19 protein-coding genes are annotated in these 23,993 nt (G+C 64.7%); 9 read left to right on the top strand and 10 right to left on the bottom strand.

Annotated elements, in window-relative coordinates; all coding sequences use genetic code 11:
* Positions 1-185: 185 nt before the first annotated feature.
* The 4 genes from AC1D1F_RS08445 to AC1D1F_RS08430 all read right to left on the bottom strand — a co-directional run bounded on the left by AC1D1F_RS08445 (position 186) and on the right by AC1D1F_RS08430 (position 3,356).
* Positions 186-959, bottom strand: coding sequence for a molybdate ABC transporter substrate-binding protein (locus AC1D1F_RS08445; RefSeq protein WP_477696013.1), 774 nt, complete (start codon positions 957-959; stop codon positions 186-188).
* 137 nt (positions 960-1,096) lie between these two features.
* Positions 1,097-1,924, bottom strand: coding sequence for an ABC transporter substrate-binding protein (locus AC1D1F_RS08440; RefSeq protein ID WP_477677528.1), 828 nt, complete (start codon positions 1,922-1,924; stop codon positions 1,097-1,099).
* A complete protein-coding gene (locus AC1D1F_RS08435; RefSeq protein WP_477677529.1) occupies positions 1,921-2,610 on the bottom strand; it encodes an ABC transporter ATP-binding protein in 690 nt (229 codons plus the stop codon). Before AC1D1F_RS08435 ends, AC1D1F_RS08440 begins: the two co-directional genes overlap by 4 nt.
* Entirely contained in the window at positions 2,607-3,356 is a 750-nt protein-coding gene (locus AC1D1F_RS08430; protein ID WP_477682195.1) for an ABC transporter permease, read from the bottom strand. Before AC1D1F_RS08430 ends, AC1D1F_RS08435 begins: the two co-directional genes overlap by 4 nt.
* A gap of 170 nt (positions 3,357-3,526) precedes the next feature.
* On the opposite strand from AC1D1F_RS08430, the gene AC1D1F_RS08425 reads away from it, so the two are divergent.
* Positions 3,527-4,639, top strand: a complete 1,113-nt coding sequence (locus AC1D1F_RS08425; protein WP_477677531.1) for a substrate-binding domain-containing protein — start codon at positions 3,527-3,529, stop codon at positions 4,637-4,639.
* 25 nt (positions 4,640-4,664) lie between these two features.
* Here the strand turns inward: AC1D1F_RS08425 and senA are convergent, their stop codons facing one another.
* Positions 4,665-5,918, bottom strand: a complete 1,254-nt coding sequence (gene senA, locus AC1D1F_RS08420; protein ID WP_477696061.1) for a selenoneine synthase SenA — start codon at positions 5,916-5,918, stop codon at positions 4,665-4,667.
* A 447-nt stretch (positions 5,919-6,365) separates the two neighbouring features.
* Here senA and AC1D1F_RS08415 point away from each other — a divergent pair, with 447 nt between their 5' ends.
* Entirely contained in the window at positions 6,366-8,132 is a 1,767-nt protein-coding gene (locus AC1D1F_RS08415) for a FimL-related protein (protein WP_477677532.1), read from the top strand.
* A gap of 89 nt (positions 8,133-8,221) precedes the next feature.
* On the opposite strand, the gene AC1D1F_RS08410 is transcribed toward AC1D1F_RS08415, so the two are convergent.
* Both AC1D1F_RS08410 and AC1D1F_RS08405 read right to left on the bottom strand, forming a co-directional pair.
* The gene (locus AC1D1F_RS08410) at positions 8,222-8,878 is read right to left on the bottom strand and encodes a glycoside hydrolase family 25 protein (protein ID WP_477677533.1); all 657 of its coding nucleotides are present in this window, start codon (positions 8,876-8,878) and stop codon (positions 8,222-8,224) included.
* A gap of 11 nt (positions 8,879-8,889) precedes the next feature.
* Entirely contained in the window at positions 8,890-9,558 is a 669-nt protein-coding gene (locus AC1D1F_RS08405) for a hypothetical protein (RefSeq protein ID WP_477677534.1), read from the bottom strand.
* A gap of 503 nt (positions 9,559-10,061) precedes the next feature.
* Between AC1D1F_RS08405 and AC1D1F_RS08400 the strand changes: the two genes are divergently transcribed.
* The 7 genes from AC1D1F_RS08400 to AC1D1F_RS08370 all read left to right on the top strand — a co-directional run bounded on the left by AC1D1F_RS08400 (position 10,062) and on the right by AC1D1F_RS08370 (position 19,357).
* Positions 10,062-11,057, top strand: coding sequence for an FHA domain-containing protein (locus tag AC1D1F_RS08400; RefSeq protein WP_477696014.1), 996 nt, complete (start codon positions 10,062-10,064; stop codon positions 11,055-11,057).
* Positions 11,058-11,072: 15 nt separating this feature from the next.
* The gene (locus tag AC1D1F_RS08395; protein ID WP_477696015.1) at positions 11,073-12,566 is read left to right on the top strand and encodes a protein kinase domain-containing protein; all 1,494 of its coding nucleotides are present in this window, start codon (positions 11,073-11,075) and stop codon (positions 12,564-12,566) included.
* Positions 12,567-12,802: 236 nt separating this feature from the next.
* Positions 12,803-14,707: an O-linked N-acetylglucosamine transferase, SPINDLY family protein gene (locus AC1D1F_RS08390; protein ID WP_477696016.1), complete on the top strand. Its 1,905-nt coding sequence runs from the start codon at positions 12,803-12,805 to the stop codon at positions 14,705-14,707.
* A gap of 145 nt (positions 14,708-14,852) precedes the next feature.
* Positions 14,853-15,995 carry a hypothetical protein gene (locus tag AC1D1F_RS08385; RefSeq protein WP_477677538.1) on the top strand — a complete coding sequence of 381 codons (1,143 nt, stop codon included), beginning with the start codon at positions 14,853-14,855 and terminating at the stop codon, positions 15,993-15,995.
* An 800-nt stretch (positions 15,996-16,795) separates the two neighbouring features.
* The gene (locus tag AC1D1F_RS08380) at positions 16,796-17,422 is read left to right on the top strand and encodes an HlyD family type I secretion periplasmic adaptor subunit (protein WP_477696017.1); all 627 of its coding nucleotides are present in this window, start codon (positions 16,796-16,798) and stop codon (positions 17,420-17,422) included.
* Positions 17,412-18,776 (top strand): TolC family outer membrane protein, encoded by a 1,365-nt coding sequence (locus AC1D1F_RS08375; protein ID WP_477696018.1) that lies wholly within the window; start codon positions 17,412-17,414, stop codon positions 18,774-18,776. Before AC1D1F_RS08380 ends, AC1D1F_RS08375 begins: the two co-directional genes overlap by 11 nt.
* Before the next feature lie 95 nt (positions 18,777-18,871).
* Positions 18,872-19,357 carry a toxin-activating lysine-acyltransferase gene (locus AC1D1F_RS08370; RefSeq protein ID WP_477696019.1) on the top strand — a complete coding sequence of 162 codons (486 nt, stop codon included), beginning with the start codon at positions 18,872-18,874 and terminating at the stop codon, positions 19,355-19,357.
* A 46-nt stretch (positions 19,358-19,403) separates the two neighbouring features.
* Here AC1D1F_RS08370 and AC1D1F_RS08365 read toward each other — a convergent pair whose 3' ends face one another.
* Genes AC1D1F_RS08365 through AC1D1F_RS08355 form a run of 3 tightly spaced genes read right to left on the bottom strand, consistent with a single transcriptional unit; the run spans position 19,404 to position 23,989 of the window.
* Positions 19,404-21,731 (bottom strand): glycosyltransferase family 2 protein, encoded by a 2,328-nt coding sequence (locus AC1D1F_RS08365; RefSeq protein ID WP_477676079.1) that lies wholly within the window; start codon positions 21,729-21,731, stop codon positions 19,404-19,406.
* A complete protein-coding gene (locus tag AC1D1F_RS08360) occupies positions 21,732-22,586 on the bottom strand; it encodes an FkbM family methyltransferase (protein ID WP_477676078.1) in 855 nt (284 codons plus the stop codon). It lies immediately after the preceding gene.
* A gap of 20 nt (positions 22,587-22,606) precedes the next feature.
* Positions 22,607-23,989, bottom strand: coding sequence for a hypothetical protein (locus AC1D1F_RS08355; RefSeq protein WP_477676077.1), 1,383 nt, complete (start codon positions 23,987-23,989; stop codon positions 22,607-22,609).
* Positions 23,990-23,993: the final 4 nt, after the last annotated feature.

Here is a 23,993-nt window from a genome sequence, read left to right as displayed (position 1 = left end):
CGAGACCCCGCCTGAACCGAGCACCGCAGGTTGCCCGTAGCGAAGCGAAGGGACGCAGCAACCAGGGTCGCCTTTTCTTTTGCTTACTTTTCTTTTGGCGAAGCAAAAGAAAAGTGAGTAGCCGCCGGGCTACCCCCGGCCAGCAGAACTCAGAAGAGCGCGCCCCGCCGGAGCAAGAACCGGCCTCAGGGCGCGCCGAAGCCAAATCGGCGAAACACCTCCTGCGCAGTCGCCGACAGCAAGAAGCCGGCAAACTCCCCAGCCGCAACGTCCCCACCCCGCGCAGTCAAACCATAAGCAGCACTCACCTGCAAAGCGGCCGGAATCTGCACCACGCTCATGCGGGGCAGTTCCTTCTGCACCGCCACGGCATTGGTGCAATAGGTCAGGAAGAGGTCGGCGCGGCCTTCGCTGATCAGCCACTCATACACACTCCGGCCGGGCGGCGGCGGGGGCGCCTCGGGCGAGCCGGTGAGCTTGAGGGCCTTGGCGTCCAGCGCCGCGTAGGCGCCGGGCCTGAGGGTATCGGCCTTGCGGAACAGCGCCCACGCATAGTCGCCCGAGGGATCCGCCTTTGGCGTGGAAGTGCCTAGCTTGACGGCCGGGTCCAGCATCAGGTCCAGCAGCCTGTCCGGTTCGGCCTTGAGCGCCGGCACGGCCAGCGCGCACAACTGGTTGCGCACGAACAGGGTGGGTTGCGCCCACGTGCTGCCGGCCATGGAATGCAGGCGCTGGGGATGCTGGGTGTCCGCCGATGCGAACACCTGCGCCGGCTCGCCTTTTTCAATGCGTTCGCGCAGCAGGCCGGAGGCGCCAAAGGTCAGCTGGGTCTTGAGGCCCGTGCGTGATTCGTAAACGCGGGCAATCTCCGTAAGCGCCTCGCGCAGGCTTCCCGCAGCGTAAACACGCAGCGGCGCGGCACCCTCAGCAGATGCTGCAGGCGACTGGGCATGCGCCATAGTCAGGCCTCCGGAAAAAACAAGCACAGCAGCAATCCAAGCCAGCAGGCGGCGCGGGACTGGCTTTGCCAGACCGCAGGCGCCGCCCCCTTGAGGGGGGAACAGGCTACACGCAGTGAGCATGGACAGGGGGGAACTCATTTGTTCGCGTTGGGGAAGAACAGCTGTTCGCCGCCAATCTTGTAGCCCGCAATCACCGCCTGGCCCGCAGGCGAAATCACCCAGTCCACAAACTTCTGCGCCTCGACTGCCTTGGTCTGTGGATGCTTCGCAGGGTTCACCACCATCACACCGTACTGGTTGAACAGCCGTGTGTCGCCCTCAACCAGCACGGCCAGGTCGCCGCGGTTCTTGAAGGACAGCCAGGTGCCGCGGTCGGCCAGCACATAGCCGCCGCTGCTGGCCGCGATGTTGAGCGCCGGGCCCATGCCGCAGCCGCAGGCTTTGTAGTTGGCAAAGGCCGGCTTGTCGCCGGGTGTTTCGATGCCGGCGCTTTTCCAGTAGCGCAACTCGGCCGCATGGGTGCCGCTCTTGTCGCCGCGCGAGACGAAGTTGGCATTCGCCGCGCTGAGTTTTTTCAGGGCCTCGACGATGTCCTTGCCCTTGGCTTTTGCCGGGTCGGCCGCAGGGCCTACCAGCACGAAGTCGTTGTACATGACCGGAAAGCGCTTGATCGCAAAGCCTTCGGCCACGACTTTCTCTTCGGCGACCTGGTCGTGCACAAAAAGCACGTCGGCGTCGCCGCGCCGGCCCATGTCGATGGCCTGGCCGGTGCCGACGGCCACCACCTTGATGTCTATGCCCGTGGCCTTCTTGAACTCGGGCAGCAGGTAGGGGAACAGGCCCGACTGCTCGGTCGAGGTGGTGGAGGCCATCACGATGGTGCCGGTTTGCGCCACGGCCAGCGTGGCCGCCATGGCCAGCGGGACCAGAACGAGTGTCCTGAGGGTCTTCAAGGTGATCATGCGAGTTCTCCTTTTAAAAATGCTTCCGCCGCGGCGGGAACGGGTCCGTTGAAAAATTCCGCCACCGGCAGGTCGGCGACAAGGCGCCCCTGCTCCAGGTAAATCACGCGCTGCGCCAGGCGCTTGACCTGGCCCAGGTTATGGCTGCTGAAGATCAGCGTCATGCCGGCATCGGCGAACTCGGCCATGAGGCGTTCCACCTCGCGCTTGGCAGAGGGGTCAAGGCTGGCCGTGGGCTCGTCGAGCAGCAGCACCTGCGGCTTGAGCGCCCAGGCCCGTGCCAGCGCCACGCGCTGCTGCTGGCCGCCGGACAGGGCCTTGGCATTGCGCGTGGCCAGGCCTTCGAGGCCCACGCGCTCCAGCGCGGCCCGCGCGTTCGCCTTGGCATCCGGCCAGCGCACGCCGCCCAGCCACAGGCCCAGGGCCACGTTGTGCAGCACGCTGGCGCGCAACATGTAGGGCCGCTGGAACAGCATGGCCTGGCGCGCCTGCGTGTCGTGTTGCAGGCTGCCGGCCACGGGACGGACCAGGCCGTTGAGGGTCCGCAGCAGGGTGCTTTTGCCGCTGCCGTTGGAGCCCACCAGCGCCAGCCGTTCGCCGGCCTGGATGCGCAGCGTGCAATCGCTGAGCGCCTGCACACGGCCGAAGTGCACGCCGACGCCGTGCAGGTTGAAGACCTGCGTCATACCGGGCCTCCCTGCGCGGCCAGGCTGGCCGGGTCCGGCAGGCGGTCGTCGAACTGTTCGCGCCAGCGCCGCACACAAGCGATCAGGATGTTGAGCAGCAGCACCACGCCCAGCAGCACGATGCCAAGCGCCAGTGCCAGCGGCAGGTCGCCCTTGCTGGTTTCCAGCGCGATCGCGGTGGTCATCACGCGCGTGAAGCCGTCAATGTTGCCGCCCACCACCATCACCGCGCCGACTTCCGAAACGGCGCGGCCGAAGGCGGCGATCAGCACCGTGAGCAAGGCATAACGCTCGTCCCACAGCAGGATCAGGCCGCGCACGAAGCGGCCCGCGCCCAGCGACTGGAACTGCTCGCCGTGGCTGCGGTCGGCGTCCTCGATCGCCTGGCGCACCAGCGCGGTGACCACCGGCAGCACCAGCACGGCCTGCGCCAGCACCATGGCCTTGAAGGAAAACAGCCAGCCCAGAAAGCCCAGCGGCCCGGTGCGCGACAGCAACAGATAGACCACCAGCCCGACCACCACCGAGGGCAGGGCCAAGGCGGTGTTGAGCAGCGCCAGCACCGCGCCACGGCCGCGAAAGCGCGACACGCCCAGCCAGGCGCCCAGCAGCAGGCCGCCGCCGCAGGCGATCACGCAGGCCGACGCGCTCACGGCCAGCGACCGGGCGACGATGCCGGCCAGCACGGGATCAAGCGAGGTGATAAGGGAGAAGGCCGTGGCGGCGCTGTCGGAGAAGGTGTTCATTGGGGAATTTGGAGAGCACTCTAGCCTAGGGCCTAAGTCCTTGATTTACATCAGGAATCATCGCTATGAACGGGTTTGCATAGGTTGCCCGCCGGATCGCGCCCCCACCGCCCGCCCCTCCCGGCCCCGCCGGCCCCTGCACTCATAATCGAGCCACTCTCCGCCCCGCCATGTACAAAGTCGAACTCTCCTACCTGCTGACACCGCAGCGCGGCAAAAGCGCGCTGATACGCAACCCGCTGATGGACCTGCTCCATGCGGTGCGCGAGCAGGGCTCCATCTCCAAGGCTTCCAAGGCGCTGGACTTGTCTTACCGCCACGTGTGGGGCGCGCTCAAGGACTGGGAGCAGACGCTGGGGCGCGAGCTCATCGTCTGGGACAAGGGGCAGCGCGCGCGGCTCACCGAGTTCGGTGAAAAGCTGCTGTGGGCCGAGCGCCAGGCGCAGGCCCGGCTGGCGCCGCAGATCGAAGCCCTGACCAGCGACATCGAGCGCGCGTTTTCCACCGCCTTCGACGACGATGCCCATGTGCTCACGCTGTATGCCAGCCACGATGCGGCGCTGTCCGCCCTGCGCGAACAGGCCGCCCCGCACGGGCTGCACCTGGACATCCGCTTCATGGGCAGCGTGGACGCGATCGCGGCGCTGAACGCCGGGCGCTGCATGATGGCCGGCTTCCACACGCTGGAGCAACCGGGCAGCCATTCCGTCACCGCGCGCAGCTACCGCAACCTGCTCAAGCCCGGCCTGCACAAGCTGATCGGCTTCGCCCACCGCACGCAAGGCCTGATCGTGGCCAAGGGCAACCCGCTCGGCATCACCGGCATCGCCGACCTGGCGCGGCCCGGCCTGCGCTACGTCAACCGCGCCGAAGGCACGGGCACGCGCGTGCTGCTCGACGAACTGCTGGCCAAGGCCGGCGTGGCCGCTTCATCGGTCGCGGGCTACCCGCGCCAGGAGCCTTCGCACACGGCCGTGGCCCAGGCCGTCGCCAGCGACGCGGCCGACGCGGGCCTGGGCATCGAAGCGGCGGCGCGTGAAAAAGGCCTGGGCTTTGTGCCGTTGGCGCAGGAGCGCTACCACCTGGTCTGCCTGAAGTCCGAGCTGCCCACACCGCAGGTGCAGGCGCTGCTCACCGAATTGCAAAGCCGCGACTGGCAGGCCACGCTGGAGGAACTGCCCGGCTACAGCGGCAAGCAGGCCCAGAGCGGCAAGGTGCTGTCCCTGCGCGCCACCCTGCCCTGGTGGACCTTCCGCAAGGAAAAACCCGGCAAGGCCGCCTGAACCACGTAAGCCGTGTCCCCCGCTTTCACAGCGCGCAGGAACGGAAACCGCAGAACAGGTCGTCCCGCCCCGGCAGGGCAAAGCCGCGGTGCTTCGGGTTCTTCATGCGCGCGCGTGTCGCAAATGAAGCGCCGCGCAGCACCTTGTGCGTGCCGAAGCGCGGCTGCGAATAGGCTTGCCAGGGGCCGGGCGCAAAACCCGGATAAGGCCTGAAGCTGCTGCCCATCCACTCCCAGACATTGCCCCAGTGGAAACCGCGCCGCGCCGCCGCGTGCGCGGCCAGTTCCCACTCGACTTCGGCCGGCAGGCGGCGCCCCGCCCAGCGGCACCAGGCATCGGCCTCCCACCAGCTCACATGCATGGCGGGCTGCGTGCCCTGCATGCGGCGCGGCACGCCGAAACGGTTCTGTATCACCGCGCCGCTGGAGATGCCGATCTGGTCCACATAACGCGGGCCGCGCCGGCCCTCGCCCGCCGCCTGGCCCTGCAGCCAGCGCCAGCCGTCCGGGTGCCAGAGCTCCTCGCGGTCGTAGCCGCCGTCGCCGACGAACTCGACATACTGCGCCCAGCTGACGGGCTGGGCGTCGATCTCGAACTCCGGCACGCTGACGGCATGCACCGCCTGTTCATTGTCAAACGCAAAACCCGCGCCACCCACGCCACCATCGCTGCCCATTTGCCACACCGTGGCCGGGACCAGCAGGGGATCGCGCAGCGCCATGGGCGCCGGCGTGAAGGCCTCCTGCAGAGGTTTATCGAGCGCCAGGCCCAGGGTCTGCGCGCCGCGCACCAGCGCTTCGCCGCGCATGTCCTCGAAGAACAGGCACAGGCGATAGAAGTACAACGCGTCGTCTCCGGCCTCGCCGCCCTCCCCGCCCCGGCCGGCAGGCGCGGTTTTTTCGAGCAGGTCCAGCGTGGCTTCCAGCGTATCCAGCAGGTAGGCCCGGCAATTCGCCATGTCGGGCAGGTCCAGCGTCCAGCGCATGGCGTGCGGCACCTGCGCGCCCCACCAGCGGTCCGCGTTCGGTTCTATGGAGGCCAGCCGGGTCTGCGTGGGCGCGCAGCGTGTGCCGAGGACGCGCTGCATGTTGCGGGCAATCCACCACTCCTGGAACCAGCCCACATGGCCGAGCTCCCACAGCGGCGGGTTCACGTTGGCCAGCCGCGGCAGGCTGAAGCCGGCCTCCATCGCATGCTGGTATTGCGCGAACAGGTGCAGGGTGTTGTTGCGCGCATCCATCAGCGCCAGCGACAGCGGGTCACGGCCCGCACCGCGCATCGCGGGCGAGTCCGTCAAGGCGCCGGCCGCGGCCGGTGGCGAAGAGGGTAATGAATTAGGGTTAGCGTCTGAAACCAAGGCTGCCGTCCTCGCGCGCCCGGCGGCGGTGGCCGCCAACAAGGCGCCATCACACCGCGCACGCGTTGAAACCAGAATAGCAGAGACGCGGCCGTCCCGGCGGCTATAAGCCGATAGCGTGCATCACGCATTTCCCCCGGCCGGCGCCTGTCTGTCGCGCCCGCCCCACCGCCGGTCGGCCCGGGTAAACCCATCCGTATTTTCCCCTTCTGATTCGGCAAGGACGCGGATAGACTGCGGCCAGCGCCTCCTGCGACAGGAGGAGGCCCCGCGAAACGCAGCGTTTTACCCAAATCCACGATTCCAACGGTTTCCACGATTTCCACGATTTCCACGATTCGAACTTCAGCCCCCCACTGACCTGACCCCATGCAACTACACGACCTGAATTCAGCGCCCGCCGAACTCGACCTGACCCTGCTGGACCTCGGCCCCCTGGCCTGGGTGCTGGAAGAATTGCGCAAATCGCTGGAAGGCTCCACCAAGGCCCTCAAGCGTTTTATGCGCGAGGCCGAGGCCGGGCGGAACTCCGACATCGGCGCCCTGGACGCGACCCAGTTGCGCACCGCACGCCAGCAGTTGCACCAGGCCGTGGGCGCGCTCGAAATGGTGGGCATGAGCGCCCCGGCGCTGGTGCTGCGCGCCATGGAAACGGCGGTGCAGAAATTCATCCAGTCGCCGGCGCTGTGCACGCCGGACGCCGCGGGCAAGATCGAGCTCGCCGGCTTCTCCATCGTCCACTACCTGGAAAACGTCCTGGCGGGCAAGCCGGGCTCGGCCGTGTCCCTGTTTCCCCAGTACCGCGACATCCAGGGCCTGGTCGGCGCCGACCGCGTCCACCCCGCCGACCTCTGGGTTTTCGAATGGCGCTGGATTGAGCCGGTGCTGGACATCACCGTCCCCGCCTGCGAATACGGCGATGAAACCCGGCAGCTGCTCGACAAGCTGATGCTGACCCTGATCCGCACCGGCGCCCCGGAGGCCGCGCGCAGCCTCAGCGACATCTGCCTGGGTTTCGCCTGGACGCAAACCGGCATCGAGTCCAGGACCTTCTGGAAAATCGCCGCCGGCTTTTTCGAGGCGCTGGCGCAGGGCCTGCTGAACGTCGACCTCTACGTCAAGCGCGCGACCCTGCGCGTGCTGCTGCAATACGTGTGGCTGGCCAAAGGCACCGAGGCCTCGGCCCGGCTCGCCGAAGACCTGCTCTTCCTGTGCTCCCAGGCCAAGGTCCAGCGCGCCGCCGATTCGCCCGTGCTGTCGGCGGTGCGCTCGGCCTACGGCTTGAAACGCTTCAAGCCGGTCGACTATGAATCGCTGCAGTTCGGCCGCTTCGCGCCGGCCCTGATCGCCCAGGCCCGCAAACGCATCGGCTCGGCCAAGGAAACCTGGTCCGCGGCGACCGCGGGCGACCTCGGCAAATTCAAGACACTGACCGACCAGTTCAGCCTGGTCACGGATTCGCTGGTCAAGCTGCACCCGCCCAGCGAATCGCTGGCCCGCGCCATGGGACGCGTGATTGAAAGCACGGTCAGCTCCGGTCAGGCGCCCAGCCCCGAACTGGGGCTCGAATTCGCCACCGCCGTGCTCTTCCTGGAGGCCGTGTTCGACGACTTCGATCCCAACGATCCCCAGCTGTGGGCGCGCACGGCGCGGCTCGCCGAGCGGCTCGAGAGCGCGCGCAAGGGCGGGCAGGCGCAGCCGCTGGAGTCGTGGATGGAGCAGCTCTACCAGCGCGTCAACGACAAGCAGACCATGGGCAGCGTGGTGGGCGAGTTGCACTCGTCCCTCGCCGCGCTCGAAAAATCGCTGGACCAGTTTTTCCGCACGCCCGAGGACACGAAGCTGCTGGCCGTGGTGCCCGGGCAGCTGGCGCAGATGCAAGGCGTGCTCTCCATGCTGGGCCTGGACCAGGCGGCGCTGGCGGTGACGCACATGCGCGAGCTGGTCGAGCGCATGCTCAAGCCCGGCGCCGACGAACAGCAGGCCCAGACGGCCGGCGCCTTCGACCGGCTCGGCAACAACCTGGGCGCGCTGAGCTTCCTGATCGACATGCTCAACTACCAGCCCGCGCTGGCCAAGCGGTTGTTTGTCTACGATGCCGCCAAGGGCGAACTCAAGGCGGACAAAGACCAGTAAGCCGGCTCAAAGACGCCTGCCGCGCGTACCAGACCGTGTACCGCGGTGGGGCGTTGCCCTGGATACCTTGCTGAGGGCCACGTAAGGGGTCATGAGAGTCCTTGGCCGGAAGTGGTTTGGGGTTGAGAGCCGGTCAGCGCTTCAAAGGCTTCCGGCTGGAACCAGTTCTGGTCCACATCGCCGGCTACGCCGGGCACAAGCGTTCCGCCATTGATGGTGCCGTCGCTGTACTGCCAGCACGACCACGCCTGCCAGGGCGCGGGAACGCTGGGCTGCGCCGCGTAGTCGGCCAGCCACAGCGGCCGCGCGCCCAGCGGCTGGCAGCCCGGCAGGGACGCGAGGCTCTGCCAGAACCCGCCGTCGGTGTAAATCATGGTCTGGCGCCCGAACAAGGCGTCGGCGGCGGCGGTGAAATCCAGCACCCACTGCAGCACGGCCTGGGCGCCGCATCCGTCCAGGGTTTCGATGTCCAGCACCGGCGGCAAATCGTTCGGCCCCAGTGCACCCACGGTCGCGAAAAACTGCTGGGCCTGGGTTGGCGCATCGGTGCCCGGGCGCCCGAAGTGGTAGGCGCCGCGCTGCAAACCGGCGGCTGCGGACCCCGCCCAGTTCTCCTTGAAAAAAGGATCCACGACGTAAATCCCCTCGGTGGCTTTGATAAAACAAAAAGCCACATCGCTGCCGGCCACCTGCGGCCAGTTGATGCTGCCCTGGTAGTGGCTGACGTCTATGCCTCTCATCAACATGTTCGCCTCCCTCAGACGACGTTGTTGAGCATGTCGACCTGCGCCTGCTGCAGGCCGTCGATCCTGAGCACCGTCTCCAGCGCAAGGTGGTTGTCCCACACCTCGCCGCAGTTGTATTTCAGCTTCTTTGGAGTGGCCAGGCTGCCGCTGACTTTCTGCTGGAAGGTGGTGGTCACGCCGTCGGTGGCCTGCACGCCCAGCGCCCAGTGGTCCCAGCCGTACCAGCTGCTGGATTTCATGATCATGGTGTAGACGTCCGAGCCTTCGTCGTCGAGCACCGTGTGGCCGTTGAGCTGCGCGGTGATGGTCATCAGGGCCACGCGGCAGGCATCCTGCGCGTCTTCGTCGCCGTCCAGCGCGGCCTGCAGGTTGTCGGCCAGCACCCCGTGAAAGGGCACCGTCTGCGGAAAAATGTCGTCCGTCATGGCGAAGAAATCGGCATTGAGGCCGGTGGGCACGCGCTCGTTGTCGAACACAAAAGCACCCTCGCCGGAGTTGTAGATGGTGGGCGCGGTGTAGGCGTTGTTTGCGCTCTCGTACTCGCCCGTCAGGGCCCAGCCCCAGCAGGCGGAAAAGATGAAGGGCGGCTGGTCCGAGGTCGGCACGATTTCGCCATCGCGCGGATGGTCTTCACCGGCCGGGGCCAGCAGGTTGCGTTGGTCGTCGCTGAGGGTAGGCATGGACTTCTCCGAAAAGGGGTTCGCTGCGAAGGGCAGCCGTCGCATCGCTGAAGAAATTGTCGGCGCGGGTCCGTGCGCTGGCGATTACAGCGCATTACACGCGGCCGGCGCCGCGCCCCGCATTGCTAACACTTTGAGGTTCAAACGCGCTCGCGCAATTTTTCCGGCGAAACGTTTTGACTTAAGGCCCATGCGCCCTGCCGCCGGCCATCGCCATGCAGGCGGAAAGTCCCGATTGAACTGCGTTTCGAATCAGGTCATGCTGTGTGTGAAAGCACGGCTCGCGGGCTCCTCCTGAACACGCCGCCATGTATAGCCGAATCAAGGCAATTAATGCCGAAACGGAGTTGTTCTGTAAATACGGCGCCGCGGCGCTTGACGATGATTGAACGTCTCGCAGATACTGCGCCGACCGATACGGTTTTCCAACACTGGCAGGATGCACAACGCCGCAGAGCGATGGCTCATGCCATGGGCTTGATGCCAAGAAGGGGAGAAGGCAAGTGGCTATTCTGAAAAACCGCGCCACGCAGCGCAAAATCTATCTGCGGGCACACCATGTCTTCGGGCGCGGCCGTTCCGCCGACACCCTGCTTGAAAACCCAGACGCCTCGCAGCTGCACGCGTCGATACGCTGGACCGGCAAGGCCTGGGAACTGCACGACCACAGCCGCAACGGCACCCTGCTCGACGGCGCGCTGCTCTCCAACACCAAGGGCCTTCCGCTGCGCGTCGGCGGCACCCTGGCCTTCGGGCGCGAAGGCGGGGCCGCCTGGCTGGTGGAAGACCTGTCCCCGCCGCGCAACCTGTTGTGGCCGCTGGGACATGACGATCCCTACATTCCCCTGGGCCACTCCAACCTGCTGCCGCAGGGCGTGGCCGCCGAGCTGTCCATCCACCGCAGCGACACCGGCCAATGGGTGCGCACCACCCCCGAAGGCAGCTGGCTGCTGGAAGACGGCGACGAGGTCCGCTTCGCCGGCAAGTCCTGGTGCTTCCTGCTGGCGGCCGAGGTGGCCTCGACCATGGACTGCATGGCCGGCGGCAGGGCCCTCTTGAAGCGGGCGCAGCCGGCGCTGTTCTTCAAAGTCAGCCAGGACGAGGAACACGCATGGCTGGAACTGCACGACGCCGGCCTGCACCTCAACCTCGGTGAACGTTCGCACCACTACGCGCTGCTGATCCTGGCGCGGCTGCGGCTGGCCGATGCGCAGCGCCAGCTCACACCGCACGCGCAGGGCTGGGTCGAACTCGATCGCCTGGCCAAGATGCTGGGCCTGGAGCCCGGCCACCTGAACATCCAGATCTTCCGCATGCGCAAGCAGCTTGCGCTCGCCATGCCGCAGGGCGCGCGCGTGCCCGAACTCATAGAGCGCCGCCGCGGCTCGCTGCGCTTCGGCGGCCTGCGCTTTCGCATCATCCGCGGCGGCGCGCTGGAGGCCGACTTCGACCCACTGGCCGGCGGCCAGAGCCTGCCTGAAGAATCGCTGCTGGCCTGACCCCCGCCCCCGACCATGACGCGGGTGCCCACGCACGGCTTTCCCGTGGGCGTGCCGGGTTACCAGCCGCTGGGCTTGCTGGGGCAAGGCGCATCGGGCCAGGTCTTCAAGGCCAGGCAGCGCAGCACCGGCCAGTTCGTCGCCATCAAGATTCCCCATCCGGCTTCCGCCGACGACCCCGCGGCCAACCGGCGCGTGCAGCAGCGCCTGCACCAGGAGACCCGCGTGCTGGCCATGCTGCAGCATGCGCACGTGGTGCGGCTCATCGACAAAGGCATGGCCGCCGGCGGGCTGCTTTTCGCGGTGCTTGAATTCATCCCCGGCGAAACACTCAGGGATTTCCTGCAGCGCAACGGCGGCCTGCCCCTGCAAGACACGATGGCCCTGATGGCGCAGCTGCTGGACGCCCTGACCTTTTTGCACCAGCACCAGGTCGTGCACCGCGACCTCAAGCCCGAGAACATCATGGTCGTCTCCACCGGCCCGGCGCTGCAGCTCAAGCTGCTCGACTTCGGGCTGGCCAGCCACCAGGGCGAGCCGCGCTTCGAGGCCGGCGCCGAGGGCACACCCGCCTACTGCGCGCCCGAGCAGCTGCGCGGCGAAGCCTGCACGCCGGCGACCGACATCTATGCCTGGGCCCTGGTGTTTCTCGAATGCCTGAGCGGCCGGCCCTGCGTGCAGGGCACGGACGTCGGCGAAGTGCTGCAGCGCCAGCTCAGTGACACAGCCCATGCCCTGCCCGAAGAGCTGACAGGCCACCCGCTGGCGCCGCTGCTGCGGCAGGCCCTGCAAAAAGACCTTCAGCAACGCGCGGCCGACGCGGCCGGCCTCTACCTCGACCTGGTGCAGTGCCTGGCGCAGCTGCACGGCGCGCGCCAGGCGCCCTCCGCACCGCCAGCCCCCGTCGCCGGCGCCAGGCAGCTGACGCTGGACAGCATGGACATCCGGGAGGACACCCACAGTGCCGAGCATGCCCTGGGCATCCTGTGCGTCGCCCTGCGCCTGTACCCCGCGAGGAATTCCTCACTGGCCCTGGCCTACCTGCAGGAGATGCGCGAACAGCAAATGCGCTGGTGCGCCAACGCCGTGCAAGGCGGCCAGGGCGAGAGTGCCGGTGTGCTCGGCGACTGCATGCTGTTTCATTTTGAACAGGGAGACAGCAGCGCGCAGAACCTGCAGCAGGCGGCCGTCGCCGCCATGGACTTATGCACACGCGTGCAACGCAGAAGCCGTTTGCTGGAAGTCCAGCACGGTGTGCGGCTCGAAATCTCGGGCGGCATCCACAGCGTGACGCCGGCCTCGCAACACGACGCCACCAGCCGCAACCAGGGCGCCAACGTCGCGCTGCACCTGAACAGCGTGGCCGCACCGGGCGCTATCGTCGCCAGCCAGCACGCGCGCCGCGAACTCGCGGCGAATATGCAGCTCGAGGAATACCTGGGCACGGCGGCCGCGCGGCATGAGGGGGAGGAGCGGGTGTTCAGGTTGATGGCTGAGTACCGGGCTTGAGCCCGTCTTTGGAGTGCCTCGGCCCCGGTCGCGGAAAACCAGGGCTTGACGAGTCCGCTCAGAAACATCCCGCGCGAATACCCAGCAAGTTCTAGCTCATGGTCACTTGCCGATGACCCAAATTCACCACCGCAGTATTTTTTCCAACAATCAATATCCTGCTGCGGACAATTCGTCAAAGAACTCCCGATTGCCCCACGTATGGTCTGACTTTGAAAAAATTCAGGGAACCCAGCGTGAATTTTCGGCAAGACATCACAGCCGGCTCCATCGCGGCAGCCGCGGCGCACCCCCCGCTTCCCATTGTTCAGATTGAAGTATTGATGCATACATATCTTGTGCAGGCCCAGTCGTGCGCCCGTTCGGGTGATTTCCTGGGTGCTGCAGAACTTTGCAGAAAGGCCATCAAGTACGGCAAGGATGCTTTGTATGCAAGGGGGTTTCTCGCCGACTGCTTGCACAATCAAGGCATTCGCGCAACGCAAATTGCTGACCTCACGACCGCGGAGGAACACTTTCGCGCCGCACTCGAAGTTCAGCCTCGCCACGTGAGTGCCCTGTGCAACCTGGGCTCGGCCTTGTTCATACGTGGTGAACATGCAGAAGCCGCGGAGTTATTTGGCAAGGCCATAAAGATCGAGCCAGAAAATATAGGCGCATTAGAGAACCTGGCCAAACTCCAGGAGTTCGCCCAGGACATGGCCGGCGCCTCAAAAACCTTGAGCAGGCTTGCGCAGGTTTCTCCCGAGAACGCAATGGCCTACCTTCTCCGGCAAGCCCTTTTGATCCAAAAGATTGCCCCAAGCCAAGCCTATATCGCCGAGGCAAGAGCCGATCTGGCAAACAGGTTGCAAGCTCTCGAAGCCGGTAGCGCGGCCATTGCCGACCCGTTACGGTGCCCGTCAACACACTTCCCGCTTTCTTACCATGGCGTCAACAACAAGGATCTGGTTGAGCAAATAGCGCGACTGCATCTCAAAGCAGCGCCCTCACTCGCCTGGGTCGCACCGCATACGCGCTCATGGACAGGCCCTCGTGGTCGTGTCAAGCTGGGATTCGCCTCGGCATTCTTTTACGAACACAGTATCGGGAACGTTTCACGCGGCCTTATTAAACACATAGACCGAAACACGCACGAAGTCTTTGTGATCAGGCTGGGTAGTTCGCCCAGAGACCCAATGGCACAGTTGATTGACAGCTCGGCGGACGCCGTCGTGACGGTTTCGCACGACCTCCAGGCGGCAAGGGAAACCATTGCAGAGCTAGGCCTCGATATCCTGTTTTTCCAGGATATAGGAATGGAGCCCTTGAGTCTCTTGCTGGCTTTCAGTCGCCTGGCGCCAGTGCAACTCACATCGTTCGGCCACCCCGACACGACAGGCATTCCCAATCTGGACTACGTGATCTCTTCCGAAAACTATGAAATTGAAGGTGCACAAGATCATTACTCGGAACGATTGATCCAGCTCCCGGCTGCCGGCACTCTCGCCTACTATTACCGCCCTCCAGCGCCGCCACCCTGCACCAGGCAAGATTTTGGATTCACGGCATCAGACCGTCTTTACGTCTGCCCGCAGACGCTCTACAAAATGCCCCCCGCCATGGATGCCCTGTTCAAGGGCATTCTGGAAAAAGACACCGCTGCAAAAATCGTGGTGGTTGACACGGGGCAAGAGACCATGCGGCCCGCGCTGCAGCGCCGCTGGGCAGCGGCTATGCCGGCGGTAGCCAGTCGAATTATTTTCTTGCGATTTCTGCCGTATGACCGCTTCCTTGGTCTGATCAACTGCGCGGATGTCGCGCTCGATACCTTGCACTTCAATGGACAGAACACCAGCCTGGAGATTTTCGCTATGGGCGTACCTATCGTGACCATGCCCGGCGTGATGCAACGGGAGCGGTACACCTACGGCATGTATTTGGCGATGGAGTTCATGGAGCTGGTCGCAGATTCAGCCGCTCAATACATCGATACTGCCGTGCGGGTCGCCAATGATCCCGGGTTCCGAAGCTACTGCAGTGCGCGCATCAGTGAGTCCAGCGGTGTACTTTTCGAGGATCCCCTGCTTGTACGCAGCTACGAGCAAGCATTCTCGAAAATGATTGATGAACGACTAAAACTCTTCTGCGCAGGGGCATAAATAAACACGCACTCATCTCAAGCCGCTAGGCATTCAATTTACCTGCCCATTTCCAACAATCAATATCCGGGTGCGGACAATTTACCGGAGAACTCTCGACGTCCCAAAGTATGGTCCATGTTGAAAAAATGACAGGGAGGTGAGCATGAACTTGCAGCACTCCGGTCATCTTCAACGATGGATGACACAGGAGTCGGCAATGACAGTGCGATCAGAGTTAAAGGAAAAACCAACAGGTATCAGCATGGCCGTCGTCATGTTGATATTGGTGTCCAGTGGGCTGGTCTGTGTAGCGGTGTTCCAGCACCTCTTGGAGAAAAATGCCCTTTCCGCCTCCCAAGGGGCTCAATGGGTTGAGGAAAAGGGGCCTACATGGCACCTGCAACTGGACGATGTTCCCAAGGAAAAGATATTCATCGGATTCAAGTATGGCGACCGGGTGTATATGGATGCCTCGGAGTTGTGCCAACAGCCAGGGTTCAGGGCACGTGCCGACGAGGATGGAGTTTTTCAAGTCAAGGGGGCGCCGAACACAGGGCTGGTGCTGGAAACTCCAGACATCGCGCTACCCGATGGCTTGGCTCATGAGGTGTGGTGGGTTGTCAGCAGCCATAGCCTGCCTGAGGGGCGTTCTTTTGATGCACCCTACCAGTGGCTCAACGAGGCCCATGCTCCCGCCAACGGCGCATGCTTGTTTTTGGGGCAAAGCACCCAGGCAAAGACTCCCCTAAAACTCAACAAAAGTTACGCCGAGCCTGTAATCGGTTTAACAGGGCGTAATGAGGTCGCCGACATCCGCCTTCAGTCGCACGAGGGCGCGGCCGAGGTGACGCCAAAGAATCGTCTTGAATCACTGCGCAGATTCCCCTGGCTGCTTGCCTGGTTGCATCAGTTCAGCAGCAATGGCGCCAAACAATGCGGGTCTTCGGATGACTTTATGCCCTCAACGCTCGTGTTACCGATGAAGGCCAAGATTTTTCCCAACGGCCAGCAAAGCATGCACTGGCTGGCAGCCACGGGATGTGAGCAGCTTGATCGCTGGTCGCTGGTGATGGCGAATGAAGATGGAACGACCTCATTCATCACCTTGAGTGAGCCTATGGGCTTTTCAAAGTACGGACCCGCCAAGGTATGGACCACCGACATTGACGGCGACGGAATGCCGGAGTTTCTTATCAAGGCGCAGTACTACAAGGGATCAAGGTATGTACTGCTTCGATTGAATGAGAGTGAAGGTGGTGGCTATCACCTATCTGAGATCGCTGCGTCAGCTTATGAAGGGCTCTGACCTTGATGTACAAATTTCCAATAACCTACGGGAAATAATTTAGTGAAATTCAAACAAAGAAATACTCTACTTTTACGCGCGTTTTCTGCCTTAGGTACCGCCATTGCGGTAACCACATTCCACTCAGCACTTAACGCGGCCCCTCAGGCCAATGACAACCCGGTCAACGAACCGAAAGCGATTGTTGAGGCCTTGATCGGACGGGACTTCAGAGACATGCCGCGCTATACAGGGGGTCAGGAGCTCTTTGAATACAAATCTATTTTTGAGTCTTACCCGCCGTACGACATTGAACAGTTGACAGTTCCGGCCGGGAAAACCACCACGCGAGAAGCAACGCCTACGTTTGGAAAATGTACGCAGGAGATGCTGGTCAAAGACATCAAGATCACCAAGGTTGAATATGCGCGAGACCCGACCAGTCCTGTTAGTCAACCAAGCGCGTTGTCTTACGAAGTGTATGTGACGGTTGAGGCGGAAGTACTAGCTTTGCGACTGTTCAATCCCGACAAGATTCCGGTCGACAGGCGTTGCTCATGGCTAGGTCTCGAGGTCAAGAACACACAAACGGGAAAGCGCGAAGCATATCTGGACAACGCGGACGATAGCACCGCCTTGTTGAAAATGATGAAGCAGTTTGGCACGGTGCAAGGTGACTACGTGGTGATCGAACCACATCGCCGGCAGTGGAGTTATGGAATCAATCTATTCCTTCCCAGGAGTGGTGAAGGTCTACGTCGTCACTTCGACCATACCTTGCCCATCGGGGAACGCAAGTATGTAGATGCGATAAAGCCACGATGGTTAATTCAAGATCCGTTTCCAGCCTCAATGCGGCCGTGCAGCAGCGCAAGCAGGCGCAAGCGGAATTCCGTGCCCGGGCCAGCGCCGAACTGGTGGAGGCCATGCGCAAGCATGATGCGGCGCGCCAGGAACTGGTCAAGGCGATCCAGCGCCGCGACTTGCAAACCCTGCACAGCCCGATTGACGGCGTGGTGCAGCAGCTGGCGGTCACGACCGTGGGCGGCGTAGTCACCCAGGCCCAGCCCTTGATGACGATTGTTCCGCGTGATGCGGTGCTGGAAGTCGAAGCACAGGTCATGAACCGCGACATAGGCCACCTCAAAGTCGGTCAGCGCGTGATCAACAAGGTGGAAACCTTTGACTTCACTCGCTTTGGTTATATCGAGGGCACCGTGCAATGGGTGGGGACTGACGCGATCAACGACCCCAAACTCGGACCGGTCTACCCGGTGCGCATCCAGCTCAGTAAAGCGGAGACGCCAAACATAGTGAACGGCCAGCGTGGCACGGTGACCGCCGGCATGAGCGTGACCTCGGACATCCGAACCGGCGAGCGCCGCATGATCGAATACTTCATCGCGCCCATGCTGCGTTACAAGCAGGAGGCCTTGCGTGAACGCTGATTCCCTCTGGATGTGCGCCCGGCCATGGATGGTCGGTGCCGCTTTGATGTCCTTTCTGCCCTTGAGCGCTTCGGCCGATACCTTGCTTGATATCTATCGCAAGGCGCAGGAGCGCGACGCCGCCTACCGCGGCGCAGTCAATACGCTGCGCGCGGCGCGCGAACGGGTGCCCCAGGCGCGGGCCGGGCTGCTGCCCACGGTGGGCCTGGTCGGCGCCACCAGCCAGCAGTCCGGGCAGGCCTCGTTCAGCGAAGCCCCCTATGTGGACCGCGATGTGCGCAACCGCAGCTGGAACCTCTCACTGACGCAGCCTTTGTGGCGCGCGGCCAGTTGGGCGGCGCTGGACCAGGCCGAACAACAGGAACTGCTCGCCGAGGCGCAGTTCCGGCAGGCCGAGCAGGAGCTGATCCTGCGCACCGCGCAAGCCTATCTGGACGTGCTGGTGGCGCAGGAGTCCCAGCGCGTGGCGCGCCTGCAGGTTGGCGCCGTCATCCAGCAACTGGAGCTGGCGCGACGGAATTTTGAAGTCGGCACCGGGATCGTGACCGACGTGCATGAGGCCCAATCCCGGTTGGACCTGTCGCGGTTCCAGGCGGTGGCAACGGACAGTGAGCTGAAGAACAAACGTGCCGAGCTGGCGCGCATTCTTGGTGAACCCGGGGCCAATCTGGCCCGCTTGCGCGCGGACAGTTCGCTACCGGGCATTCAGCCCGACGAGGAACAGCCCTGGCTGGACAGCGCCCGTGAGCAGTCCATCCCGGTGCGCATCGCCCAAGCCACGCTGGAAGTGGCAGACCGGGAAATTGCCAAAAGCCGTGCCGCGCATTCACCGACTCTGGACTTGACGGCAGGCTATGGCACCAACTACACCTCCGGCAGTATTACCTCGCCGGCCGATATTTCGGTGCGTTCACGCTCCAGCCAGGTGGGCTTGAACCTGAATATCCCGCTCTTTGCCGGCGGCGGCGTGCAAGCGCGCGTGCGCGAAGCCCTGGCCTTGAAGGACAAGGCCGCTGACGACCTGGAGGCGGCGCGTCGGCAGGCGGTCGCGCAGGCCAGCCTGGCCTTTACCGGCGTGGTCAGCGGCGCTGCGCAGGTCCAGGCCTTGGCCTCGGCCATTGCTTCCAGCAAAAGTTCGGTCGACTCCAACAAGATCGGCTTTCGTGTCGGATCACGCATCAACATCGACGTGCTCAATGCCGAGCAGCAGCTCTACACGGCCGAGCGCGACTGGCACAAGGCGCGGGCCGAGACGCTGATGCAAGGGCTGCGCCTCAAAGCGGCAAATGCCACGCTGGCCGAAGCGGATTTAAGCGCCATCAACAATATGCTGGAAACCGGAACACAACCATGACAAAACCTTCTACACCCCCTAAAACAAGCAAAGCAAACAAGGCACTCACGCCGGAATCTGCGCCCGCAGAAACCGGCATACCAGGCAATGGGCCTTTGCCGCCAGAAGAACTGGCGAAGCTGGCCGCCCTGGCCAAGGAACAGGTGCGCAAGGTGCTGGGCAAGATCCCGATGCTCGGTGCCGTGACCTGGCTGATGATGCAGCAAGCCGCCAACCGGCACACCCTGCTCAGTGAACTGGAGTGGCGTGTGATGCCGGCGCTGGTGTTGAACCAAGCCAAGCTCTATCTGAAGGACGAGGCTCCCATGGCCTTTGTCTCCTGGGCCAGGCTCAGCGAAGAAGTGGCGCAGCGCTACCAGGCTGCACCCCACCAGCTCACGATGGCCGACTGGGCTTCTGGCGATCAGATCTGGTTGATCGACATGTTCACACCCTACGGCGGCGCGCAGGAGGTGCTCAAGAACCTGCGCGAGAAGGTGTTTTCCGGGCAAGTGGTGCGCCAGTTGATACCGGTCGGGCCGGCGCAGGCCAAGGCGATGACCTGGCCGCCTCTTGGGGCCAAGGCCAGCCCTGGCGCGTGAATCACAGTCTGAGCCTGCTTACGATCCAGGCGCGATCGCCCCACCCTCACACCATCAAACTCTCCACCTGCTCCACCGGATAACTGCGCCAGCGCCGATTCAAGGTTTCCTTGGGACTGGTATTGCGGGCATGCACGCGGGCTACATAGAGGTGCTGGTCGGGGTTGATCGCGATGCGCTTTTGCTGCGGGGCCCAGACAAAGGCATTGTCTTCGCCGACATTGATCTCGGCGAAGGGCGCGCCTCGCCAGAACTCTCGGCGATAGCAGAGGGTGCCGCCGCAGACCCAGGGTGAGCGGCCGTCGTAGACGTATTGCCAGGCGCGCCGGCCCTCGGGTGCGTAGAAAAATACTTTGTCCAGGCCGCAGATGTCGGCGCCCTGCTCCAGCAAGGCCTTGGCCTGGGAGCTGAGCCAGCCGGGCGCCATCCAGTCGTCGTCGTCCCAGTGCGCGATGAGTTCACCGTGGGCGAGTTCACAGGCGATGTTGCGTTTGGCGCCCAGGGTCAGCTTGCTGTCCAGCCGCATGTAGTGGATGCTGGGGTGCGGTGGGATCAGGTCGGCGATGCTGTCGCGGCCGTCGTCGAGCACGATGAGTTCGCGCGGGCCGTGGTAGTCCTGTGCGAGAAAGTTGCGGATGGCCTGGGGCACGAATTCGCGCCGGTCGGCGGTGGGCATGATGCAGGACAGCATAGGCCGCGCGGGTGATGGTGCTGCGGCGCGCGGCGCCGCCAGTAGTGGCGCGGCAGCAAGGGTTTTTTCTTGCGGAAAGTAAAAATCGCGGTCTTCGTGGTGCTGCTGCAGGCACTCGGGCTGGGGCATGCGCGTCCAGGCGTTTTGCTGCAGGTACTGGCCTTCCTTGAACTTCCAGGTGTTGCCGTCGTGGCGCACGTAGATCTGCAGTTCACGGCCGGGCACGCGGCACAGGCGCGCGCCGGTGCCCAATATTTTCAGCAGGAAGTCGGCGTCTTCGCGCAGGGAGGTGGCGGGGTAGCGGCAGTCGGCCTGCCACAGGCTGCGCCGGAACACCAGGGTGCCGCCGCTGACGTTCTCGACGAACATGCGGCGGAACAGTGCGCGGCTGGCGGCCCAGAACTCGGCCTGCGGCCGAGCCATGAAGAGCATGTCGTTGAGGCCGGTGACGTCGGCGATGTTGTGCAGGATGGGCGCGGCCTGGCGGCTCAGGCGTTGGTCGCCGTACCAGTCGTCGTCGTCCCAGTGCGCGACGAGTTCGCCCTGGGCCAGGCGCACGGCTTCGTTGCGTTTGGCGCCTATGCTGGTCCCGGCAGGCATGCGGACGCAGCGTATGCGCGCGTCGCTGATGATGTCGGCGGGCAGGTCGCTGTCTTCCTCATAAATGATGATGAGTTCGAGCGCGGGGTAGTCCTGGCGCTGGAAGTAGCGTATGGATTGGGCGACGAAGGCGGGCCGGCCGCGCGTGGGCATGATGCAGCTCATCAGCGGTGACGCGGCGGCCGGCACCGGCACGGGCGGCGGCGCTGCTGCGGCCGGCGGCACGAAGATGCGCATGCGCTCGGGCATGGCGAAGTAGCGGCACTGCTCACCGGCGCAATGGGCGTGGTAAGGCAGGTGGTGAGGCGGGGGCTGCTGGTGCGCCTCGCCGCGCCAGGCGCAGAAGCGGTCCTGGTAGAGCCGCTTGCTGGTGTCTAACAGGGTTTCCTGCAGCCGCGACTGCCGCGGGCACGGCGGCGCGCGGTGCACAAAAGCCCCCAGCGCCCAGACGCCGCGAAAGCCGGCGCGCGCGGCGCGTATGTTGTAGTCCATCTCCCAGCAGGGGCCCTGGGCATAGGCGGTGTCGGCTGCGCCGATGGCGGCCACCACCTCGTTCTTCACCACATAACAAAAGTCCGAGAGGCTGTGCAGCGGCTCGAGTGTCACGCAGGCATTGCCGAACTTTGCCGCCAGCGCATCGGCTTGGTTCCACAAGGCGTCTTGCGTGGCGGCGCAGGCCGGGGCCACGGCCTGCTCGTTCCAGCAGCGGTTGGTCGAGGGGCCGGCCAGGCCGTGGCTGGCGTCGGCATCGAGCGCGGCCAGCAGCAGCTCCAGCCAGCCGGGCGTGACGCGCGCGCCGTTTTCGAGGAAGACATAGATGTCGGCGGGCACGCCGACCAGCCGGTTAAAGCAGGCGGCCGCGCCTTCATGCACGGGCCCGGGCAGCTGCGCGATGCCAGGAAGGGTGTCGAGCAGCGCCTGCAGCGCGGCGGCCGCGGCTTCGTCGGCGGGGTCGGGCAGCAGCCGCAGGCCGAAGGGCATGGGTGTGTTCTCGAACAGGCTGGCCAGGGTGGCGGCCAGGGCGTCGTGGTGCGCGGCCACATGCACGCCGACCAGGATCTGGCGCTCCTGCGGGGCCGGCATCTACCACTCCTCGCAGCTGGCGAGCAGGCCGGCGCCCAGCAGCGCTTCGAGCTTGCGCCAGGGGCTGCCGGGCGCTTCGTCGCCCCAGTCGCCCACCGTATCGAGCAGTTGCTCCAGCGCCACCGCGCGGGCGTCCACCGTGCTGTAAAAGCGCGGGTAGCACAGCAGCAGTTCCTCGGTGCAGGCGCGCACCAGCGCCTCGCGGCGCGCCGCTTCGGGCGCGTGGAAGGAGACATACAGCGTGGGCAGGCCGAGCTGCGGCAGGCGCCGCCACAGGCCGGGGATCACGGCGTACTCGCCGCCCTCGATGTCCATCTTGATAAAGTTGCAGTCGTCAATGGCGTTGACGGCCAGGAAGCGCTCCAGGTCCATGCCCTGGACTTCGCGGCAGGGCTGGCCGACGGCGCCGGGCGCGGCCAGCATGCCGGACATGCTGTCGCCGAACTCGCTTTGCGCGCCGAAATACAGGCCGCCCGCATAGAGTTGCAGCGGGCCGCTCTCGGGGCCAATGCCGTAGGGGTACAGCGCGATGTTGGGCCGCAGCGCGGGGTTCGCCTCGACGTTGGCGGCCAGTTCGGCAAAGGCCACCGGGTCGGGCTCCAGGGCATGCACGCGGCGCGACAGCATGGCGCCGTAGAGCACCGTGGGCCCTATCCAGGCGCCCATGTCGACATAGGACCTGTCGGGCCGCAGGAAGCGCTGGAACACCTCGAAGGTCTGCGGCTCCCACAAGCCGGCGCCGACACGGCGCCAGAAGTCCTGGCGCGCATCGCCGGCCCGGACCCGGAAGGCGTGCTGGTGGACGGACACGCTGAGCGCGTGCCGCGTGTCGTCCTGGACGCTGCTGGTTTGCACGGCCGGCTCCGCTGGGCCGCTCACCAGCACGTGAAGGGCTCCGCGCCGGAGATGTCGGCGCTGAACGCGAAGGCGTTGCCCTGGAAGTCAAGGTCGGACACCTTGATCTTGCACCAGACCATGCCCGAATAGGGACTGCTGCCGGGCTTCAGTTCCATCTGGATGCTCACGTTCTGCTTGAGCGAATCCTGCGTCTGCAGCGACAGCGGCAGGTAGTAGTTGTTGCCGTAGAAGTTGGTCTGCTTGCTGCGCGGTTCGCAGACCATGGTCACGAACTTGCCCCTGTCGTCGTAGACCAGCAGGAAGACGAACTGGTAAAGGGGGCTGGCCTGCCAGAAGAGCCGCACGGTGTGGCCCGGAACGGTCTGTTGCGCCGGCAGGTCGCGCACGGGGTAGATGTTGACCACGCCGGGGCCGCTGGGATAGACGTGGCTGATATCCACCATGGTCCCGTTGTCCAGCGGAAGCTGGCCGTTGCCGACCGGCGTGCTGGAGGACCGCGGCACATCGGCCAGCGGCGGCACCTGCTCGGCCAGCGTGGAATGGCGCGCGGTGCCGGAGCCGTCGCAGTTGAACACATAGCCGCCGAACTGCGTGACCACGCTGGGGGCCTGCACGCCCATGCCGCACGAAGGCACCAGTTGCAGCTGGATCAGGTTCTCGCCCGGCAGCTGCGGCGACTTCTGCAGGCGGCGCACGGTGTCGCGATGGTCGAGGCAGACCTCCAGGCCCCAGGTGATGCCGGCCAGCGAGAACACGCCCGCGCCGTCGTAGTTGAGCACCTGCTGCTCGCGCCCCGGCCCGCCCGTGGTGGACGGCGCCAGGTGGTTGACCTCGCCGAGCAGCAGGCTGTTGGCAGTGGCCGCGGTGGCGAGAAAGTCGACGCCCGACATGAGTTCCTTCATCACCACGACCGTGCCCGCGTCACCCTGCGCCATCATGTTGCCCTGCTGCACCAGCGCGAAGTTGTAGACCTCCTTGTTGGCCAGCGGGTCGATGTCGTAGGGCGGCGCCTTGAGCGTGGGCGAGGACACGCCGAGGATGGTGCCGAAGACGAACACCCAGTCGGCCCAGTCCGCGAGGGCGGCGTAAGCCTGCAGCCTGGTGATGATCTGCTGCACATCCTCCATGCCGTAGGCGCCCGCCGGGCCCCGGAAAAAGAACTCCGGCGCCATGAAGACATTCAGGGTGTCACTGGGCACAGGCGGCGACGACGAGGGCGGCGAGGCGGACGGCTGCAGCACATCGAACGCGGCGTCCATGGCGCGGAACATCAAGGCGCAGCGCGCCTCGAGGTCGAATTCCGGGTTGTCCAGCCCGAGGTAGGCTTTGGACCCATCGGAATTTACTTTGGGCGCGGTGTCCACCACGTAGCCTATGAATCGGACCTTGCTGTAAGCCATGCTG

The sequence above is a fragment of the Polaromonas sp. P1_H6 genome (genome assembly GCF_056405195.1).
Note: the sequence above shows the minus strand (reverse complement) of the source record. Positions and strands in the feature narration are given on the sequence as shown.

Bases quoted from the DNA above. Each gene is read 5' to 3' on its own strand.
- AC1D1F_RS08415 (WP_477677532.1), top strand. From the start codon at position 6,366: ATGCAACTACACGACCTGAATTCAGCGCCCGCCGAACTCGACCTGACC.
- AC1D1F_RS08445 (WP_477696013.1), bottom strand. From the start codon at position 959: ATGGCGCATGCCCAGTCGCCTGCAGCATCTGCTGAGGGTGCCGCGCCG.
- senA (WP_477696061.1), bottom strand. From the start codon at position 5,918: ATGCGCGGTGCGGGCCGTGACCCGCTGTCGCTGGCGCTGATGGATGCG.
- AC1D1F_RS08425 (WP_477677531.1), top strand. From the start codon at position 3,527: ATGTACAAAGTCGAACTCTCCTACCTGCTGACACCGCAGCGCGGCAAA.
- AC1D1F_RS08410 (WP_477677533.1), bottom strand. From the start codon at position 8,878: ATGTTGATGAGAGGCATAGACGTCAGCCACTACCAGGGCAGCATCAAC.
- AC1D1F_RS08365 (WP_477676079.1), bottom strand. From the start codon at position 21,731: ATGCCGGCCCCGCAGGAGCGCCAGATCCTGGTCGGCGTGCATGTGGCC.
- AC1D1F_RS08355 (WP_477676077.1), bottom strand. From the start codon at position 23,989: ATGGCTTACAGCAAGGTCCGATTCATAGGCTACGTGGTGGACACCGCG.
- AC1D1F_RS08435 (WP_477677529.1), bottom strand. From the start codon at position 2,610: ATGACGCAGGTCTTCAACCTGCACGGCGTCGGCGTGCACTTCGGCCGT.
- AC1D1F_RS08440 (WP_477677528.1), bottom strand. From the start codon at position 1,924: ATGATCACCTTGAAGACCCTCAGGACACTCGTTCTGGTCCCGCTGGCC.
- AC1D1F_RS08385 (WP_477677538.1), top strand. From the start codon at position 14,853: ATGAACTTGCAGCACTCCGGTCATCTTCAACGATGGATGACACAGGAG.
- AC1D1F_RS08405 (WP_477677534.1), bottom strand. From the start codon at position 9,558: ATGCCTACCCTCAGCGACGACCAACGCAACCTGCTGGCCCCGGCCGGT.
- AC1D1F_RS08395 (WP_477696015.1), top strand. From the start codon at position 11,073: ATGACGCGGGTGCCCACGCACGGCTTTCCCGTGGGCGTGCCGGGTTAC.
- AC1D1F_RS08430 (WP_477682195.1), bottom strand. From the start codon at position 3,356: ATGAACACCTTCTCCGACAGCGCCGCCACGGCCTTCTCCCTTATCACC.
- AC1D1F_RS08380 (WP_477696017.1), top strand. From the start codon at position 16,796: ATGGTTAATTCAAGATCCGTTTCCAGCCTCAATGCGGCCGTGCAGCAG.